16 protein-coding genes and 1 pseudogene are annotated in these 19,258 nt (G+C 70.7%); 10 read left to right on the top strand and 7 right to left on the bottom strand.

Annotated features, from left to right (window positions below; translation table 11 throughout):
* Positions 1 to 42: 42 nt before the first annotated feature.
* The 4 genes and pseudogenes from BN12_RS07830 to BN12_RS07820 all read right to left on the bottom strand — a co-directional run bounded on the left by BN12_RS07830 (position 43) and on the right by BN12_RS07820 (position 2,837).
* The gene (locus tag BN12_RS07830; RefSeq protein ID WP_048551454.1) at positions 43 to 927 is read right to left on the bottom strand and encodes a 3-hydroxyacyl-CoA dehydrogenase family protein; all 885 of its coding nucleotides are present in this window, start codon (positions 925 to 927) and stop codon (positions 43 to 45) included.
* Entirely contained in the window at positions 924 to 1,289 is a 366-nt protein-coding gene (locus BN12_RS26475) for an acetoacetate decarboxylase family protein (protein ID WP_268807025.1), read from the bottom strand. Before BN12_RS26475 ends, BN12_RS07830 begins: the two co-directional genes overlap by 4 nt.
* 97 nt (positions 1,290 to 1,386) lie before the next feature.
* Positions 1,387 to 1,680 (bottom strand): annotated as a pseudogene (locus BN12_RS26470) (acetoacetate decarboxylase family protein); the annotation flags it as partial.
* Positions 1,680 to 2,837 (bottom strand): acyl-CoA dehydrogenase family protein, encoded by a 1,158-nt coding sequence (locus tag BN12_RS07820; RefSeq protein ID WP_048551453.1) that lies wholly within the window; start codon positions 2,835 to 2,837, stop codon positions 1,680 to 1,682. The pseudogene BN12_RS26470 and the gene BN12_RS07820, both read right to left, overlap by 1 nt.
* Before the next feature lie 191 nt (positions 2,838 to 3,028).
* Here BN12_RS07820 and BN12_RS07815 point away from each other — a divergent pair, with 191 nt between their 5' ends.
* The 7 genes from BN12_RS07815 (at position 3,029) to BN12_RS07785 (ending at position 9,880) form a co-directional block, all read left to right on the top strand.
* On the top strand, positions 3,029 to 3,622 hold the full coding sequence (locus tag BN12_RS07815) for a QsdR family transcriptional regulator (RefSeq protein WP_200901171.1): 594 nt from the start codon (positions 3,029 to 3,031) through the stop codon (positions 3,620 to 3,622).
* A gap of 37 nt (positions 3,623 to 3,659) precedes the next feature.
* Positions 3,660 to 4,007, top strand: coding sequence for a hypothetical protein (locus BN12_RS07810; protein ID WP_048551451.1), 348 nt, complete (start codon positions 3,660 to 3,662; stop codon positions 4,005 to 4,007).
* The gene (locus tag BN12_RS07805; protein ID WP_200901170.1) at positions 3,958 to 5,034 is read left to right on the top strand and encodes an alpha/beta fold hydrolase; all 1,077 of its coding nucleotides are present in this window, start codon (positions 3,958 to 3,960) and stop codon (positions 5,032 to 5,034) included. Before BN12_RS07810 ends, BN12_RS07805 begins: the two co-directional genes overlap by 50 nt.
* Positions 5,031 to 5,564: a GNAT family N-acetyltransferase gene (locus BN12_RS07800; RefSeq protein ID WP_048551449.1), complete on the top strand. Its 534-nt coding sequence runs from the start codon at positions 5,031 to 5,033 to the stop codon at positions 5,562 to 5,564. The genes BN12_RS07805 and BN12_RS07800 overlap by 4 nt, the downstream gene beginning before the upstream one ends.
* Before the next feature lie 2 nt (positions 5,565 to 5,566).
* Positions 5,567 to 6,331, top strand: a complete 765-nt coding sequence (locus BN12_RS07795; protein ID WP_048551448.1) for an SDR family NAD(P)-dependent oxidoreductase — start codon at positions 5,567 to 5,569, stop codon at positions 6,329 to 6,331.
* Between the two features lie 84 nt (positions 6,332 to 6,415).
* On the top strand, positions 6,416 to 7,903 hold the full coding sequence (locus BN12_RS07790) for a long-chain-fatty-acid--CoA ligase (RefSeq protein WP_048551446.1): 1,488 nt from the start codon (positions 6,416 to 6,418) through the stop codon (positions 7,901 to 7,903).
* A gap of 144 nt (positions 7,904 to 8,047) precedes the next feature.
* Entirely contained in the window at positions 8,048 to 9,880 is a 1,833-nt protein-coding gene (locus tag BN12_RS07785) for an MFS transporter (protein ID WP_048551444.1), read from the top strand.
* 93 nt (positions 9,881 to 9,973) lie between these two features.
* Here the strand turns inward: BN12_RS07785 and BN12_RS07780 are convergent, their stop codons facing one another.
* A complete protein-coding gene (locus tag BN12_RS07780; protein WP_157635403.1) occupies positions 9,974 to 10,990 on the bottom strand; it encodes a hypothetical protein in 1,017 nt (338 codons plus the stop codon).
* Positions 10,991 to 11,154: 164 nt separating this feature from the next.
* Between BN12_RS07780 and BN12_RS07775 the strand changes: the two genes are divergently transcribed.
* Both BN12_RS07775 and bfr read left to right on the top strand, forming a co-directional pair.
* A complete protein-coding gene (locus tag BN12_RS07775; protein ID WP_048551441.1) occupies positions 11,155 to 11,361 on the top strand; it encodes a (2Fe-2S)-binding protein in 207 nt (68 codons plus the stop codon).
* Positions 11,362 to 11,479: 118 nt separating this feature from the next.
* Positions 11,480 to 11,971, top strand: a complete 492-nt coding sequence (bfr, locus tag BN12_RS07770; RefSeq protein WP_235432334.1) for a bacterioferritin — start codon at positions 11,480 to 11,482, stop codon at positions 11,969 to 11,971.
* Positions 11,972 to 12,063: 92 nt separating this feature from the next.
* Here the strand turns inward: bfr and BN12_RS07765 are convergent, their stop codons facing one another.
* Positions 12,064 to 12,840: a rhomboid family intramembrane serine protease gene (locus BN12_RS07765; RefSeq protein ID WP_048551439.1), complete on the bottom strand. Its 777-nt coding sequence runs from the start codon at positions 12,838 to 12,840 to the stop codon at positions 12,064 to 12,066.
* A gap of 365 nt (positions 12,841 to 13,205) precedes the next feature.
* Here BN12_RS07765 and BN12_RS26080 point away from each other — a divergent pair, with 365 nt between their 5' ends.
* Positions 13,206 to 14,402, top strand: coding sequence for a hypothetical protein (locus tag BN12_RS26080; protein ID WP_235432333.1), 1,197 nt, complete (start codon positions 13,206 to 13,208; stop codon positions 14,400 to 14,402).
* A gap of 1,211 nt (positions 14,403 to 15,613) precedes the next feature.
* Here BN12_RS26080 and BN12_RS07755 read toward each other — a convergent pair.
* The coding region (locus tag BN12_RS07755; RefSeq protein ID WP_053079980.1) for a TM0106 family RecB-like putative nuclease at positions 15,614 to 19,258 on the bottom strand (3,645 nt) is incomplete at its 5' end.

Raw genomic sequence — 19,258 nt, 5'->3', positions numbered from 1 at the left:
GCGGGCCGCCGGCCGCGGAGCCGGCTGGCGGCGGGCCGTCCGTCATTGCCCCGGCTGCGGCTCGTAGTCGTCGTAGAACCCCCGGCCCGACTTCATGCCGAGGCGGCCCTCGTCGAGGTAGCGACGCAGCAGCCGGCGAGGTCCCTCGGGTATGCCGTCGCGGTGGGCGGCGTAGTTCTCCTCGATGTCGAGGACGACGTCGAGGCCGACGCGGTCCATCGCCCGGAAAGGGCCGGTCCGCGCGCCGAGCACCATCCGGTAGAGCTGGTCCACCTCGGCCGGCGAGGCGACGCCCTCGTCGAGGACCATGAGCGCCTCGCGCTTGATGGCGGCCCAGATCCGGTTGTGGATGAAGCCCATGCTCTCGGCGTGGACCCGGAACGGCGTGAGCCCGTAGCGGGGGAGCCGCTCGAAGAGCCGCTCGAAGACCGCCTCCTCGGTGTGGCCGCAGCTCATGACCTCGACCGGGGTCGCGACGGGCGGCATGAAGAAGTGCATGTTGACGACGCGCTCGGGCCGGCTCACCTGGTCGATGACCTGGCTCGAGGGGTAGGAGGAGGAGTTCGTTGCGAGGATCGCGTCGGATGCGGCGCGCTCGTCGAGCTCGCCGAAGACGGGGATCTTGATGTCGAGTCGCTCGGGCAGCGACTCGACGACGAGCCAGGCGTCCGGCACGGCGTCGGCGATCGTCTCGGTGAACTCGATGTCCGCGGGGGTCGTCGACTCCACCTGGTCCAGGACCGACGGGAGGGTCTCCTCGAGGTATGCCGAGGCCTTCTCCCGCTGGGAGGCGTCCCGATCGCAGACGCGGACGATCCCGCCGCCCGTCGCGAACATGAGCGCGATCCGCCGGCCGAGGGTCCCCGCCCCGATGACGGCGATCGGCCGGTCCGCCCACTCGGGCGGCTGGGTGGCGGGAACGGTCATGAGTCGGCCTCCTCGGCCTCCAGGTAGTTGTGGACGGGCACCGGCCGGGTCAGCGTGAGATCGGTGAGGATGTGGCTCGCGGACACGACCTCGAGGACCGGCAGGTCGGCGAGGGGCGCCGCGACGTGGTGGAACAGCTGGAGCCGGGCCGGCCCGGACCACGCCTCCTTGATGACGAGGTCGCTCACGCCTGCCCGGACGAGGTCGCAGAGGATGGTCGAGCGCTCGTAGCCGCGCACGACCTTGAGCATGAACTGCGGCACGTCGACCTGGGCCCGGGCCTCGTCCTCGTCGAGGGGCCGGTGCTTGTAGCCCATCGTGGCGGTCGCGACCCGCTCGGAGGCGACGTCGAGGGTCCCGATGAGAACGCCGTCCTCGACGCGCAGGCGGGGGGGGCCGGCCGAGGCTCTTGGGGAATGCGCTGAGCTCCCGGCCGGCGACCGTCGCGCCGAAGTTGTCGAGGTACATCCCGTGGAGGTACTCGCCGCGCTCCTCCCCGAGGCGGACCGGGATCGCGAGCCCGGACTCGGTGTACGGCCCGAACGAGCCGACGTCGCCCATGTACATGACCTCGAAGCGGACGAGGGGCTCGTCGAACTCGAGGGGCTCGGGCACGGCGGCGCGCAGCGCGTCGGGGTCCGTGCGGTAGGTGATGTTGAGGTACTCCCGGTCGATGAACCGGTTCGAGACGAGCGGGTAGGGCGGTGCGACGAGCGGCGTGGCGTGGGCGCGGGCGACGCCGTCGGCCCGCATCAGAGTCCCATGTCCTTGGCGATGATCATCTTCATGACCTCCGAGGTGCCGCCGTAGATCCGGTTGACCCGGTTGTCGGCATACAGGCGGGCGATGGGGTACTCCGTGATGTAGCCGTAGCCGCCGTGCAGCTGGAGGCACCGGTCGATGACACGTGAGGCGACCTCGGTGCAGAACAGCTTGGCCTTGGCGGCCTCGGCCGGCGTGAGCTCCTTGGCGTCGATGGCCTCCAGCGCCCGGTCGACGACCGCCTCGGCGGCGTCGACCTCGGCCTGGCAGGCGGCGAGCTCGAACTTGGTGTTCTGGAAGCTGGCCACCGACCGGCCGAACACGTGCCGATCCTTGACGTATGCCGTGGCGAACCGGACCGCGGCGGCCGCCTGGGCATACGCGCCGATCGCGATGCCGAGCCGCTCCTGGGGGAGGTTCTGCCCGAGGTAGGAGAAGCCCTTGTTCTCCTCGCCGAGGAGGTCCTCGACGGGGACGTGGACGTCCTGGAAGGCCAGCTCGGCGGTGTCGGACGTCCGGAGCCCGAGCTTCTCCAGCTTGCGGCCGACCGAGAAGCCGGGCAGCGAGGTGTCGACGACGAGGAGCGAGATGCCGAACCGGCGGTCGTCCTCCTTCGGTGGGGAGGTCCGCGCGCAGACGATGATGCGGTTCGCGTGGACCCCGCCGGTGATGAACGTCTTCGCACCGTTGAGGACGTAGTGCGTCCCGTCGTCGGACAGCTTCGCCGTCGTCCGCATCCCGGCGAGGTCCGACCCGGTGCCGGGCTCGGTCATCGCGATGGCCCACATCTGCTCGCCCGTGACGAAGGGCGGGAGCCACCGCTGCTTCTGCTCCTCGGTGCCGATGTTGAGGATGTACGGCAGGCAGAGGTTGACGTGCACGCCGGAGCCGCCGAAGGACACGCCCGCCCGGGACGTCTCCTCCGAGATGACGGCGGAGTACTTGAACGACTCGATGCCCGCGCCGCCGTACTCCTCGGGGACCTCGATGCCGAAGGTGCCGAGCTCGCCGAGCTTGTAGTAGAAGTCCCGGGGGACGATGCCCGCCTGGTACCACTCGTCGAAGTGCGGGACCACCTCGGCCTCGATGAACGATCGCAGCGTCTGGCGGAAGGACTCGTGGTCCTCGGTGTACACGGACCGGCGCATGGGCCACCTCTCATCGATGAGACGCGTCCGGTCGCCGGAACCTCGGGAGAGTGAGGTCGTCGCGGGGCTCACAGGTCCCGCCCGGCTGCCTGAGACGCACAGGGATCTGACGCATCATCGCAACAGATCCTGATACGTTGCAACTGGTTGCTGAAGCCCGATAGGGTCACGTCTCGTGAGAGGTGCCGCACATGGTCGGGACACAGTTGTCCCGGATGCTGGCCGACCAGCGGGTCCGGCCCGATGCCCTGTCGGCGTTCGCGCTCGCGCGACGCGCGTTCATGGAGGGCCGCCGGCTGGAGATGCAGGAGTTGGCTGCCGAGCTCGGCGTGAGCCGGGCGACCGTCTTCCGGTGGGTCGGCAGCCGCGACGAGCTGCTCGTCGAGGTGATCTGGTCCCTGACGGAGCCCACGCTCCGGCGTGCGGTATCCGCTGCCGAGGGGCTGCGGGGATCGGCCCGGCTCGTGTCGGTCATGGGGGCGTTCGCCGAGGCGACCATCGACTCGCCGTCGTTCATGGGCTTCGTGCAGCGCGAGCCGGAGCGTGCCCTGCGCCTCCTCACGACGCGGGCGAGCTGGTACCAGAGCCGGTTGGCCGGGGCCGTCGAGCAGCTGCTGCGCGAGGAGACGGAGGCGGGCGCCATGACCCCTCCGCTGCCGATGCACGACCTGGCATACCTCATGCTCCGGATCGTCGAGGCGTTCGTCTACGCCGACCTCATCGCCGGGGAGACGCCCGATCCGACGAAGGTGCGGCAGGCCATGGGCGTCCTGCTGCGCGAGTAGGCCGCGTGAACCCGACATCGTCGCGGAGGGCCGCGTGATGGGACTCCTCCCCGGCCCCCGTGACCTCTACAACCGGATCGAGCGTCTCGCGACGCCCGTCCTCGACAACCTCATGCGGTCGGAGGAGTTCGCCCAGGTCGTCGTCGCCGTCACCGACGTCAACAAGGCCCTCCGCGACCGGCGCAACGCGATGACCGCGCGCGCCTGGCATACCGTCAACCTCCCTGCGGGGACCGACGTGCAACGGCTCAAGGTCCAGCTCGGCGCCCTCGACCGCGAGATCCGGCTCCTCTCCCTCGAGCTGGAGAAGGCCCGGGCGAAGGAGGTGAGCACGCGTGGTGTCGCTGCCAAATCCGCTCGGCACGATCGATCGCGTCCGTCGTGAGATCGACCGCAACGCGCTGCGGGCCCGCAACGGCATTCGGATGGCCACCGGGATCCAGCGCACCGACGTCGGGCTGAGCCCGAAGGACGTCGTGTGGGAGAGCGGCCGCTGCCAGCTGTGGCACTACCGCAGCGACCAGGTGAGCCTCGGGCCGCCGCTGCTCATCATCTACAGCCTCTTCAACCGCAGCTACATCCTCGACCTGCGCCCCGGCAACAGCGTCATCGAGCATCTCCTGAGTGCGGGGTTCGACGTCTACATGATCGACTGGGGCGTCCCCGACGAGCGCGATGCCGCCAACCAGCTCGAGGACTACGTCGACTACTTCATGCCCGCCGCCATCCGGCGGGTCTGCGAGCTGTCCGGCGCCTCCGAGATCAACCTGTTCGGCTACTGCTTCGGCGGGGTCCTCTCCGTCCTCCACACCGCCCACCACCCCGAGACCCCGCTGCGCAGCCTCACCGTGCTCACCACCCCGTGCGACCTGCGGGAGATGGGGCCGATGACGGAGATCATGAGCCGCAGCGACCTCGAGGACGTCCTCGGCCCGGACGGCATGGTCCCCGCCTCGGTCATCCTCCAGGGCTTCCGGACCCTCGCGCCGATGGGCGAGGTGACCGGCCGCCTCGACCTGTGGGAGAAGATGTGGAGCGACGACTACGTCACGGCCTACCAGGCGATGACCGGCTGGGCGACCGACCAGGTGCCGCTTCCCGGCGGCGTCGCGCGTCAGTTCAAGCGGATGGTCGACGAGAACGCCTTCGTCAACGACCGGATCGTCCTCGGCGGTGACCGGGTCCGGCTCGCCGACATCCAGCTGCCCTTCCTCCACGTCCTCGGCCTGCGCGACCACATCGTCCCCGTCGCGTCCGCGGCCCCGCTCGTCGGCCTCGTCGGCTCCGAGGACAAGGAGGAGATGCGTCTCGACGCGGGCCACGTCGGCCTCATGGTCGGCCGGACCGCGGCGAAGAACACCGTCCCCAAGATCATCGAGTTCCTGAAGAAGCGAAGCGAGGCCCTGACGTGACGATCGCCGACCTCAAGCCCGAGCACGTCGAGCAGCTCGTGGCGCTGTTCCAGCGGCTGCCCGACAGCGACCTTACCTTCATCAAGGAGGACGTCTCACCGGCCGCCGTCACCCGATGGATCGACGCTCCGGGCTGGCGATGGGTCGACCTCGCCGAGGACGGGTCGGTCATCGGGTATGCGGCGCTGCGTGCCCAGACCGGATGGTCCGACCACGTCGGCGACCTGCGGCTCGTCGTCGACCCGGCGGCCCGCGGCCGGGGGGTCGGTCGAGCGCTCACCCTCCACGCGCTCGGCCATGCCCTGCGCAGCGGCCTGCTCAAGGTCGTCGTCGAGCTCCCCGCCGAGCAGACCCGGACGATCGACATGTTCCTCGGGCTGGGCTTCACCGGGGAGGCGCTGCTGCGCGACCACTTCAGGGACCGGACGGGACAGCTGCGAGACCTCGTCATGCTCGCGCACTTCGCCGAGCAGACCTACGAGGCCATGGATCTGGTCGGCGTCGCGGACGCCCTCGAGGAAGGACTCTGAAGATGGGCATCCTGGATCTGTTCCGCGTCGACGGCAAGGTCGCCGTCATCACCGGGGCATCGAGCGGCCTCGGCGTGACCTTCGCGAAGACCCTCGCCGAGGCCGGCGCCGACGTCGTGCTCGGCGCCCGTCGGGAGGAGAAGCTCGCCGAGACCGTCTCGCTCGTCGAGCAGCAGGGGTGCCGCGCCATCGCGGTCCGCACCGACGTGACGAGCCCCGAGGACTGCCAGGGGCTCGTCGACCGGGCGATGTCGGAGTTCGGTCGGGTCGACATCCTCGTCAACAACGCCGGCGTCGGCACCGCCGTCCCCGCCACCCGCGAGACCCCCGAGCAGTTCCGCTCGGTCATCGACCTCAACCTCAACGGCTGCTACTGGATGGCCCAGGCCTGCGGCCGCGTCATGACGCCGGGCAGCTCCATCGTCAACATCAGCAGCATCCTCGGGATCACGACCATGGGCCTGCCGCAGGCGGCGTATGCCGCGAGCAAGGCCGGACTCATCGGCCTCACCCGGGATCTCGCGCAGCAGTGGACCTCCCGCAAGGGCATCCGGGTCAACGCCCTGGCCCCCGGGTACTTCGAGTCGGAGATGACGAGCGAGTTCCCCGACGAGTACCTCGAGAGCACCGTCATCCCCCGGACCCTCATGGGCCGGCTCGGCCGGCACGAGGAGATCGGGGCCGCCCTCCTCTTCCTCGCCAGCGACGCGAGCGGCTACGTCACGGGCCTCACGCTGCCCGTCGAGGGCGGGACTCTCGCGACGTGAGGACTGAGCCGGGTCGCGGCGCCACCGCATGACCCCACACCGACGGCGGCGCCCGCGCCGCCCGGCCACCGGAAGGAGCCGGCCATGACCAACCTCGCCGAGAACCTCACTCGGAGCGCCGTCCGCATCCCGGACCGTCCGGCCCTTCGACTGCACGACACGACGTACAGCTACTCCGAGCTGGAGGAGCTGGCCGGTCGCGCGGCCGGGCGGATGGCCGCCCTCGGCGTCGGCGTGGGCGACCGGGTGGGGCTCATGCTCCCCAACGTCCTGGAGTTCCCCGTCCTCTTCTACGGGGCTCTCCGGCTCGGAGCCATCGTCGTCCCGATGAACCCGCTGCTCAAGGGACGCGAGATCGAGCACTACGCCGGCGACTCCGGCATGGTGCTCCTCTGGGCCCACGAGTCGGTCGCCGACGACGACCTCGCCGGCCTGGCCGGACGTGTGGGAGTGGAGCGCGTCGACGGCTCGACGATCGCCGGCCTCCGGGACAGCGACATCGCCCCGACCGTCGATCGGGACGACCTCGACACCGCCGTCATCCTCTACACCTCGGGGACGACGGGAAGCCCGAAGGGCGCAGAGCTCACCCACGGCGGCCTCAACCGCAACCAGCAGATCTGCCGCGAGGACCTTCTCGACGTCACCGAGCAGGACGTCGTCATGGGGTGCCTTCCCCTGTTCCACGTCTTCGGCCTCACCTGCTGCCTCAACGCCGGCGTCGCCGCCGGGGCCCTGCTGACCCTCATCCCGCGGTTCGACCCCGAGCTCGTCCTCGACGTCATCGCGCGCGACGGGGTGACCATCTTCGAGGGCGTGCCGACGATGTACACCGCGCTGGCCCACGCCCCGGGCGCCGACCCCAGCCGAACCGCCTCGCTGCGGGTCTGCTGCTCGGGCGGCGCGTCCCTGCCCGCGGACGTCGTCCGGGCCTTCGAGCAGACCTTCGAGGCGAAGATCCTCGAGGGCTACGGACTGTCCGAGACCTCACCTGTCGCGAGCTTCAACCGGGTCGAGAACGCCAAGATCGGCTCGATCGGCACGCCGATCCCCGGCGTCGAGTTCCGGCTCGTCAACGACGACGACTCGCCCACGCCCGTCGGGGAGGTCGGCGAGATCGCGATCCGCGGGCACAACGTCATGAAGGGGTACTGGAACCGCCCCGAGGCGACCGCCGAGGCGATCCGCGACGGGTGGTTCCACACCGGCGACATGGCGAGGGTCGACGACGACGGCTTCTACTACATCGTCGACCGCAAGAAGGAGCTCATCATCCGCGGCGGGTTCAACGTGTACCCGCGGGAGATCGAGGAGGTCCTCTACGAGCACCCCGCGGTTCGCGAGGCGGCGGTCATCGGCATACCCCACCCGACCCACGGAGAGGAGATCGCCGCTGCCGTCTCCCTGCATACCGGAACCGACGTCACCGAGTCCGATATCCGCGACTACGTCAAGGCGCGGGTCGCACCCTACAAGTACCCCCGGGTCGTCTGGTTCGTCGACGACCTGCCCAAGGGGGCCACCGGGAAGATCCTCAAGCGCGCCATCGAACCACCCACCAGTACGTCGTAGGTCCAGCCGCACAACCGGCCGGCCTTCACGGCCACCACGACAGGGCACACACCGCCCTGGGCGGACGAGGGGAACCGCACGGTGGCCGTTCCTCACCCTCCCTTGGGGACCCAGATCCCCATGAGACGTAAGGCAACAGGTCCCATGACAACACTGCCGTCCGAAGTCGACATGCCGTCGGCGCGCTGGTGGAACCGCGAGCTCCACCACTATCCGGTGGCGAAGGTCCGCTACACCTCGCTCACCGTCGTCGTCCTCGCCACCATCGCCCTCTACTACCAGCTGTACCTCAGCGGCGGCGTCGCCATCCACATCATCGAGGACTACGGACTCAGCTTCCGCTGGTTCGTCATCCTCAACGTCGTCGCGCTCGCGGTCGCCGCCGTCGCAGCGCATTTCGGTGGCATCACCGACCGGATCGGGCGAGCCAACGTCATCACCATCGGCCTCGTCGTCGTCGGGCTGCTCTGTGCCGTCGCGGTCCCCCTGTGCAGCTCGAGATGGTCCTTCGCCGTCGTCTTCTGCATCCTCAACGCGGCGGAGGGCGTCATCCTCGTCGCGACACCGGCCGTCGTCCGCGACTTCAGCCCGCAGCTGGGACGCGCGTCGGCCATGGGCTTCTGGACGATGGGCCCGGTGCTCGGCAGCCTCGTCGTCACCGCGGTCGTGGGGAGCGGCGCCACCTCCTCGTGGAAGACCCACTACGTCATCGCCGGGATCTGCGGCCTCGTCGTCGCCGTGATCTCGGTCCCGCTCCTGAAGGAGCTGGCACCGGCCCTGCGCGACCAGGTGATGGTCGAGGAGAAGGACCGTGCGCTCCTCGAGGCACGCGTCAAGGGCATCGACGTCGAGGCCAGCCTGGCGCATCCGAGCCGGCAGATGTTCAAGCCGGACATCATCCTCTCGAGCATCGCGATCAGCGTCTTCCTCCTCTTCTACATCGGGATGGTCGCCTTCGGGCCGACCTACTTCGAGGTGAACTTCGGCTACTCGGAGACGAAGGCCAACAGCGTCCTCGTGTGGGCGTGGGCGTTCAACGTCGGGGGACTCATCCTCGCCGGCCTCCTGTCGGACCGCATCCTGGTCCGCAAGCCGCTCATGCTCGCCGGTTCGATCGTCCAGCTCGTGATGCTCATCGTCTTCATCACGAAGGCGACCCGCCCCGAGACCGCCTTCTCGACCTTCGCCCTCGTCTTCGCGATCAGCTTCTTCTTCGGGGGGATGGCCTACGTCGCGTGGATGGCCGCGTTCACCGAGACGGTCGAGCGCCGCAACCCCGCGCTGACGGCCACCGGCCTCGCGGTATGGGGCCTCATCATCCGGATCATCTTCGCCGCGTTCATCCTCGTCGCGCCGTTCCTCGTCAACACCGTCAACACGATCGTCGACCACGGGGCGACGGTGGCCGAGATCGCCGCCGGCGAGGTCCCGCAGCTCACGGCGGACCAGAACAAGGCGGTCGCCGCGATCGCCAAGGATCCGACCATCGTCACCAAGGTCCAGTCCCTCGCCACCCAGTACGCCGAGGAGCTGAAGACGGCGGCCACCATCGACGCGGCGACCTCGCAGGCGCTCGCGACGAACCCGCGCGACCCGGCGACGCTCGCGAAGGCCGTCGGCGAGATCTCGTCGGGGCTGAGCGTCACGCCCGCCGAGGCCACCGCTCGCCTCGTCGCCCTCGCGAGGGTCCCGGCCGCCGACCTCACGATGATCAAGACCTACGGGCCGCCCCTGACGGAGCCCGTCGTCTTCGCCAAGCTCCAGTACCTCAAGACCTACGGTCCGCAGGTGCAGCAGGCGCTCAAGGACGGCCCGCATCAGTGGCAGCGCTACTGGAGCATCGCGGCGGTCGGCGCCGTCGTCTTCATCCCGATGATCTGGCTCATGGCCGGCTACTGGACTCCGGCTCAGGCTCGTGCGGCCCTGCGCAGCCACGAGACCGAGGTCGAGGAGGAGCTCGCCAAGACCACGTCGTGACCGTCGGCCGGTCGGTGGCGCGCTCGGGAGGGTGCGCCACCGACCGGGTCCCAAGGCGTCGGCCGCCCGTCGAGTGCTGGAGCGTGTCCCGGCTCAGCAGATGGCGGCCTGGGTCACGAACCCACCGAGCTTCTCGTCGTCGGTGCCGAGGAGCGCCGGGGTCCGGTCGTCGGTGCAGGCGATGCCCTCGACCTTGTGTCCGGCGAACCGTTCGAGCTCGGTCGGGGCGTGGAGCGTGAGGGTGACCCGGGCGCCCTTGCGGCCGATCGTGCCGACCTCGTAGGCCGCCGAGTCGAAGGGGCCGTTGTCGCCGTTGTCGGCGGCCGAGGTGACGAGGATCCGGCCGTCGACGATCGCCGCGTCGCTGACCGGCCGGACGTGGGTCGTCGGCCACGGGACGGCGACCCGCGCCGTCGTGACGGCCCCGAAGGTGCCCTTCGCGAGATGGAGGATCGCGGCATACAGGGTGGCAGGGGACGTCTCGGTGCCCCGATCCGCCCACAGCGCGACCGTCGCGCCACCCGCCTGGGTCATCGTGAAGGCCTCGTTCTGGTGCCCGCCGGCCGGCAGGGAGAAGTGGCCGGTGACCTTCAGCGCCGTGCCCTTGACGGTCAGGGCGTAGCACGCACCGGCGCTCGTGCAGGTGACGTAGCGCCCCGGCTTCCCGGGGACGGCGCCGACGGACTCCAGGTCCGTCGGCGCGGTGCCCGGCCAGGTCAGCTCGGTCACGGCGTAGGCGGGACTGAGCAGCGCGATGCGTCCCTGTCCGGCCGCCTTGTTGTCGTGGGCGATGACCCAGCCCGTCGACGCCGGCGCCAGGCCGCTCACGCCGCCGGTGCTTCCGGTCCCCACCCGGATCCATTCGTCGGTCCGCTGCTGCGCCGCCGCGGCCTGGGGGAGAGCGGTCGTGGCCCAGGGCAGCGCCGAGGCGAGCAGGGCGGAGGTGGCGAGCGCGGCCGTGAGGAGGGTGCGGCGCCGGGCGCTGCCCCCTCGACGCCGCGGCGACGCGTCACGTCCGAATGCCGGGTGCTCCCGGCCCGATCGTCCGCAGCCCGCGCTCTCTTGCCCTGGCGCCGCCGACCCCCGCGCTCCTCGTGCTCGCCGTCCCATGCGGCGGACGGTAACAGCCGGGGCGGGCACGAGTCCCCGGTTCCGCCGATGACGGCGTTCCAGGACCTGGAATGCCTCTTCCCTTCCCACGGTGAAATCCTTTAGGTTAGGCTTGCCTTAACGTCAGGATGTGCATCCGGCCCGAGTCTCCGAGGAGACCACTCATGATCGTCTGCCACTGCGAAGTCGTTCGCTGCAGCGACATTCGCGACGCCGCCGACATGGGTGCGTGCACGGTCAACGCCGTATGCGGCGCGACGGGCGCCGCGCGGGACTGCGGCGGGTGCGTCTTCACCGTCAAGCGCGTCCTCTGCGAGCACCTGGCCGCCCAGGACGCCGCCGAGCCCGTCGTCCGGGAAGTGGCCAGCTGAGCCGGTCCCGCTGCGGCACGCCGTCGCGCTCGGTGAGGCAAGGGGAGGCGATCCTTGCTATCGGTCCACCCCAGGATGTGCGAGCATCGGAGACCACGATTGCCTGCCTTGGAGGTGGATGGTGCAACCAGTTGACTCTCGGGTCGTCGACCTGCTCAACGATGCGCTCACGCTGGAGCTCACGGTCACCAATACCTACTTCCTCCACGCGAGGATGCTGGACAACTGGGGGTTCCCCAAGCTCGGCAAGGTCTTCTACGACGTCTCGCTCGGAGAGATGCGCGACGCCGACGACCTCATCAACCGGATCCTCTTCTTCGACGGGCACCCGAACGTCCAGCGCCTCAACCCGATCACGGTCGGCGAGAACGCCGAGGAGATCCTCCGGCTCGCCTACGAGAGCGAGAAGGCGGCGGTCTCCCAGTTCACCGCGAGCGCCAAGGAATGCCGCGACCTCGGCGACTCCGGCACGGCGGCCGTCTTCGAGCAGATGGTCCTCGACGAGGAGAAGCACGCGGACTACTTCGAGACCCAGCTCGACGCCCTCCGCGTCGTTGGCCTCGAGCGGTACCTCGCGCAGCAGATCGAGTCAGGCAACGGCCCGGAGTAACGGGCCCGCCCGGCGGGTCACGAGGATGACACGACGGACGGGCGTCCGCTCCTAGGAGGCGACGACGGGGCCTCGCGGAGGGGATGGCGCGGTCACTCGGTCGGACTCCGGCGAGACCCCATCACCAGGGCCGCACCGAGCGCGAGGCCGATGACGACCGCCCAGCCGTGCTCGTCCGCGCCCACGACGAGCAGGGCCGCGGCAACGACGACGACGCCGAGGGGGAGCCATCGGGCGACGGCCGCCGCTGCCCCACTCCGCGACCCGTCCTGCGCACCTCCGCGTGCCTCCTCCGTTGCGCGCGACTGCTCCGCGTCCTCACCGGGTCCCCTCCTCACCACTCCACCGGGCTTGCCGTCCCGTCCCTCGACCGTCGTACCGGCCGCCTGCTCCGGCCGGGGTGAGGCGCGGACCAGCAGTGCGGACACGACGACCGTCACCATCGTCGCCATCGAGTTCCCCGCGCCGTCGGGTCCGTGGGTGACGATCGTCGCGACGTTCGCGAGGATCCCGCCGACGACGAACACCGCCGGGAAGCGCCAGCCCGCGAGCACGGGACCGCAGACGACGACGGTCACCGCGAGGAAGGCGAGGTTGAACACGGCCCCGCTGCGCCAGCCGTCCTGGAGCGTCATCGAGGTGACCAGCCGCCACACCTGGCCGTCCTCGACGGCCGCGGCACGTCGCATACCGGCGTCGAACAGGCCGGGCCACACCGTGACCTGGAGGATCGTCGGCACGGCGACGACGACCCAGGTCGCGAGTGCCCAGGGGTTGAGCGGCCAGAGCGGACGCGCGTGACCGTCCCGCTCGTCGCGGGCACCGATCCACCCGACGACGAACACGGCCCAGTAGGCGAGCGTGGTCACGAGATGCAAGGATGCCCGACCCGTCCACCCTGCCGCACCCTCCGCACCCGCCCTCGTCCCCGGCACCACGGGCCGGCCACGTCCCCTGGAGTTCGTTCGGGGACCGGCATCCACGGGTGACCGCCGTCGCCTGTCATGAGCATGGGACCGGTCTGACCGCTCGTCCATCTGCAGGGGACCACCTGGGCTGCCAGTCGTAGGACCATCCGGCGCGCCCGTCCGGCGGTCCTGGTTCGGTGACAGCGCATCCCTCTCGGTGCTGGCGTTAACTCGGTGCTGGCGTCCCCTCTGGGTGTGATGTCGCTTCGGTGAGATGTTCAGCGGCGTTTCGGGGTTCTCCCAGGTGTCCCGCCCACCGTGGGCTGGTGGCTCCCACCAGGCCATCGGCCCTCGGATTGACTCTCGTCGGGGACATCGTGGCGCTGGCCTCGATCCGGCTCGCGATCCTGCTCGCCCTGGCGACACCCTGGCGAGTCGTCGACGAGCGGACCCACGGCGGGCTGCCGCCCCATGTCGTCGCGCTTCACGACCTGCGATCCGTCGCCGGGCCGTACGGCGTGCCGGCCGTCGCCGTCCTGCTGCTCGTCCTCACCGCCTGGACCTGGCGGCACTCGCGACGGGATGCGCTGGTCCTTCTTCTCGTCGCGGTGGGTGGGAGCATGACCGTGCAGCTGCTCAACCCGGTGTGGCTGCCTGGGCTCGAGGGCATCGGCCCACTGAGCGGGCACATCGGGGCGGCGAGCGCCGTCTGCCTCGGCTGGATCGTCGTCGCTCCCCGGCGATCGCTCCGTTCGGCAGCCTGGCTGGCCGCGGCGACCATGGGGACGATGGTCGCCGCGATGGTGCTCGCGGGGTGGCACACCGTTCCGGAGGTCGTGGCGTCCGTCGGTGTATGCGCGGGATGGGCCATCGGTGCCTCCGGCCTCGCCGAGAAGCCTGGCTCGGTCGAGGAGTGCGGCTCGGTCGAGGAGTGCGGCTCGGCCGAGGGGTGCGGCTCGGTCGAGGAGTGCGGCTCGGTCGAGGAGCCGAGGTCACCGGCCGCCCGGGTCCCTGGCTCCGAGGCGGATCCATTGAGGGGCGAAGTCGTCGACTATGGGGGGAGGCTCCTTCACCGACCCACCGCGCCGGTCATCGCCTCGAGGGCCGCCGCCCGTCCGACGCGGGCCGGGAGGACGAGGTCGGATGGGGACGGGGTTGCCCCGCATCTGTCGCCCCCCGTCGCCGACTCCACAGCCCTCGTGACGAGGATCCCCGAGCTCGTCTCTGCCGACGGTGGCGCCGTCGACCCGGCGGATGTGCCGAGCATGGGCACGGCCGGACAAGGTCCGGGCGCCGTCGTGATGGCGGTCATCGGGTTCGCGACACTTGTCGCCACCACGGCCACACTGTTCGCTGATCCCGAGGTCGTGGACCTGAGCGACCGCGCTGCCCTCGCGGCGTCCCTGACGGCGGCGTTCGCTGTCGTCCTGCTCTCCGTCGGCGCGGTACTCGCCGTCCGCGGGCTCGTGGGGTCGCACGCCCGGTGCGGCGCGGCTCGGACGCTCGATAGCGCCGTCGGATGAGTGAGGCGCACCGGTCGAAGCATCCCGCTGCCGCCGCGGTGGGGTGTGGTTACCTCGACCCGGCGTAGGGCGTCGGGGGTGGAGGTATGTGGTGACGTTGCGGTGGGGTCGGATCACCTCGACCCGGTGAGTGGGGTCGGCGGTCGAGGTATGTGGTGACGTCGCGGTGGGGTCGGGTTACCTCGACTCGGGGGTCTTCGGTCGGGTCGAGGTATGTAGTGACGTCGCGGTGGGGTGGGGCCTACCTCGACTCGGTGAGTGGGGTCGGCGGTCGAGGTATGTGGTGACGTCGCGGTGGGGCCGGGTTACCTCGACCCGGAGGTCTTCGGTGCGGTCGAGGTATGTGGTGATGCCGCGGTGGGGTGGGCCTACCTCGACTCGGTGAGTGGGGTCGGCGGTCGAGGTATGTGGTGACGTTGCGGTGGGGTCGGGTTACCTCGACTCGGGGGTCTTCGGTCGGGTCGAGGTATGTAGTGATGCTGCGGTGGGGTCGGGTTACCTCGACTCGGCGAGAGGGGTCGGGGGTGGAGGTATGTGGTGATGCCGCGGTGGGGTGGGCTTACCTCGGCTCGGGGGTCTTCGGTCGGGTCGAGGTATGTGGTGAGGTCGCGGTGGTGTGGGGTTACCTCGACTCGGCGAGGGGGGTCGGGGGTGGAGGTATGTAGTGACGTTGCGGTGGGGTCGGGTTACCTCGACTCGGGGGTCTTCGGTCGGGTCGAGGTATGTAGTGATGCTGCGGTGGGGTCGGGTTACCTCGACTCCGAGGGCTGGGTCGGGGTGGAGGTATCTGGTGACGTCGCGCTGGGGTCGGGTTACCTCGACTCGGCGAGAGGGGTCGGGGGTCGAGGTATGTGGTGACGTTGCGGTGGGTTCGAGTTGCCCGACTCGGCGAGCGGGTCGGGTTACCTCGACTCGGCGAGAGGGGTCGGGGTGGAGGTATGTAATGATGCTGCGGTGGGGTCGGGTTACCTCGACTCGGGGGTCTTCGGTCGGGTCGAGGTATGTGGTGGCGTCGCGGTGGGGTGGGGTTACCTCGACTCGGTGAGTGGGGTCGGCGGTCGAGGTATGTAGTGACGTCGCCGTGGGACCGGGTCACCTCGACTCCGAGGGCTGGGTCGGGGTGGGGGTAGGTGGTGGCGTCGCGGTGGGACCGGGTTACCTCGACTCGGTGGGCATCACCGCGCGGGATCAGTGGGCGTCACGGCGCGAGGTCAGCGGCGCGTCGCCGCGAGGTCGGTCCTGCCGAGGGGTGCCTCGGGGTGCCTGCTGTGGCTCGCGACCTCGGCGTCCCTCGCGTCTCCGGCATCCTCGACGTCGCCGTCGTCGCCTGCGCCCCTCACGTGGGTCGTGGGGGCTCCGGCGCACAGGCCGATGAAGGCGCCGAGCGCAAGAAGCTCGTTCGTCGAGCGTGGGGCGAAGTCGGTCAGGACGCTCGAGCGGACGAGGTAGGCGGCGTACTTCCCGCGCGACACGGAGACGTTGAGCCGGTTGCGGTTCAGCAGGAACCCGATGCCCCGGCTGATGTCGGCGCCGGCGGACGCGGCCATCGTGAGGATGACGACTGCGGCCTCGCGGCCCTGGAACCGGTCGACGCTCCCGACCTCGACGCCGCCGAGGCCGGCCGCGGCAAGGGTCTCGGTGACGAGAGCCACCTGCGCGTTGTAGGGGCTCACGACGAGGATGTCGTGCTCCGCGAGCGGCCGGCTGTCGCCCGGCCGGCCGTCGCCCGGCCTGCCACCCGGCCGGCTGAGGCCCGGCCGGCTGAGGCCCGGCCGGCTGCCGCCCACCGGCGGCGACGACTCCGACGGATCCGTCCACGTTCGGCCCACGAGGTCCCGGACGAGGCCGACCACCGTGTCCGCCTCCTCGACGGAGGCGACGGTGTTGTCGTGGTGCTCGACGAGGACGACGTGGACGCCCGGGTCCACCCCGTCGAGCATCCGGGCGGTCGTCACCGACTCCTCCGACCGGAGGGCGCCCGCATACGACAGATGCGAGACGCGGTCGGCGAGTGCCGGATGCATGCGCCACGTGGTGTCGAGGAAGTAGCCGAGGTCGGGCGGGATGACGTCGACACGACCGCCGTCGTCGGTGCGGAGCAGCCAGCCGAGGGCCGACCCGTCGACCGGCTCTGGGTGGTGGCCCTGGCTGACCTGGGGCAGCTGCTGCGGGTCGCCGAGGAGCAGCAGGCGTGAGCCGGCCGTCGAGCAGGCGATGGTCGAGGCGAGGTTGAACTGGCCGGCCTCGTCGACGACGACGAGGTCGAGCTGCCCGGGGACGATGCGCTTGCGGTTCGTCAGGTCCCACGCCGTCCCACCGACGACATAGCCGCTCGACGCGTGGTCGGCGCAGAAGGCGGCGACGCCGTCCTTGTCGATCGCCGTCCACCGTGGCGTGACGCCGAGGTCCGCGGCGCTCGGGTTCTTCGCGACGAGCTCGGGCGGCAGGCCGGCGGATACGAGGGCATCGAGGACGTTCTCGACGACGGCGTGACTCTGGGCGACGACGCCGATCTTCCATCCGTGGTCACGAACGAGCCGGGTGATGACATGGGAGGCGACGAACGTCTTGCCCGTTCCGGGGGGCCCCTGCACGCCGAGGTAGGACCGGTCGAGATCGAGGACCGCGGCGGTCACGGCGTCGACGAACCGGGGCGGCCCCGACCCGACGGCGGTGAGCCCGCCGGATCGGGTGCGCGGCGGCTGACGCCGCAGGAGATCGAGACCCGCCTGGGCCGGGAAGCGTCCGCCGTCGGAGACGACACCCTGGGCGAGCTGCTCGATCGCCGCATCGATGCTGCCGGTCTGGGGCGGCGCCACCGGCGTGAGGGCGATGGGCAGCGCCTCGTGGGGCGCGATGCCCTTGCCGAGCATCTCCTCGACGACGAGCACCTCACCGTCGGGCTCGAGGATCCGCTCGACGACGCGGACCTCGCCACCCGCGGACCTCATGTGCCCTGGCTCCACGACCATCCCTCCGGGCACCGGGTCGTCGTAGATGGTCCACACGCGCCCTCCCGCGCGCAGCGCCGAGCCTCCGCCGAACCGCCCCGCGAGCCGGACCGTGCGGCGCAGCGACCGCTGCCGCCCCTCCTTGGACCAGTCCGACATCACCTCGCCCGAGTCGATCTGGAAGACCTCTCCCGTCTGTGCCCACTCGTCGACAGGGTTGCGCAGCCGGTCGAAGTGGGACCACCAGTAGGGCTTCTGCTCGCGGCGGTTGTACTGGACGGCAGCCGCGAGCATCGCGAGAGCCCACTCGTCACGGGTCCGCTCGAGCGCGGGCCGGTCAGGAACCAGCTCCCACAGGGCCCCCTCGACCTCAGGCATCTGCCGGGGAGCGCGACCCTCCGCAGCGGGGACCTCATCACCGTCCACGGGCACACCACCGAGCACGACGCCGTGCTCACGGGCCCGGTCGACGAGCCAGTCGCGCAGCCGGAGGGTCGACACGCAGTCGTACTCGTTGTAGGACCGGATGTCCTCCAGCAGGCGCGCCGCGTCGTCGGCCCGCTCGTCGACGACGGCGTCGGTGTACTCGTGGTAGACGACGATCGAGTCGCCGGCCGTCGTCACCTCGCCCTCGCGCAGGTCGTCGCCCATGTAGAGCGGCTCGAGCTTCTTGATGCTGTAGGACGGCTGGGAGACCCGCACGGCGGAGCGGACGACGGCATACAGGTCGACGAGGACGCCGTCGCGCAAGAGGTCGTCGACGTCGTCCTCACCGACTCCGTGCCGCGCGGCGAGCCGCAGCAGGGCCGTCTTCTCGTAGGCGGCGTAGTGGTAGATGTGCAGGTCCGGATGGGCGGCTCGCCGCTCGCGGACGTAGGCGAGGAAGTCCAGGAGCGCCTGCTTCTCCTCCCGCCGGTCGTGGGCCCAGAAGGCCCGGTATGCGGGATGCCCGGCGGGGTCGAGGTCGACGACGCCGAAGAGGTACTCCAGGCCCCAGTCGGGATCGCCGCGATCGGACCACAGCGGGTCGCCCTCGAAGTCGAAGAAGATGTCGCCGGGACTCGGCGGCGGGATCACGCGCAGGCATGCGGGGTCGAAGATCTCGTGACGGACCTCGCCGTCGCCCTCCTGCCGAAGCTGGAGCGCGGCCTGCGCCCTCAGCTTCTCCAGCTGCCGGGCGGCGAGATCGGCGACCGGCTCCTCGCGCACCGCGAGCTCGTCGATCGTCTCGACGCCGCCGGCGCGCAGCCGCTTGCGCTGGCTCGTGTGGACGCCGGCGACGAGCAGCACGTCACGGGCCGTCTCGATGGCCGCCAGGCACTCGTCGCACCGGCCACAGCCGAGCCACCGGTCGTCGCCCCAACCGGCCGGTCCGGGATCGGCGAGATGCTCGGCGAGGATGGCCTCCAGTCGGCTCCGGCGCTCGCGGTAGACGGGCAGGATGTCGTCGAGCGCGAAGTCGCGCTCGCTGCGGTCACCGAGGATGAGCCGGGCCACGGGAGCGGTGGGGACACCGCGAACGCGCAGCTCCTCGGCATACGCGGCGATCTGCAGCAGCGCCGCCACGCCGGCCGACCGCGCGAGCTTGGTGTCACAGACGGTCCACACTCCCGTCGCGCCGTCGCGGACGAGGAAGTCGGCGAAGCCGAGGAAGCCACCATCGAAGAAGGCCGCCTGGTAGACGATGTCGGCGCCGGAGCGGAGGGCGGTGAGCGTCTCGCGGGCGACCTCCTCGTATGCCGCGCGGCTCTGCTGGCCGGGCCGGCTGACCCCGACGACGGTGCGGCCCTCGTCGCGCAGCGACCGCAGGACGCGCTGCTCGTGGGCGTCGCCGAGCGCGGCGGCCCGGGCGAGGACGGGGTCGTCGGCGACCTCGGCGGGGGGCGCCCCCCCCCGGGGGGGGGG

Origin of the sequence: Nostocoides japonicum T1-X7 (genome assembly GCF_001046855.1) — a bacterium.
Taxonomy (GTDB): Bacteria; Actinomycetota; Actinomycetes; order Actinomycetales; family Dermatophilaceae; genus Nostocoides; species Nostocoides japonicum.
The sequence above is the reverse complement of the archived record's forward strand: the minus strand, read 5'-3'. Positions and strand labels throughout refer to the sequence as shown.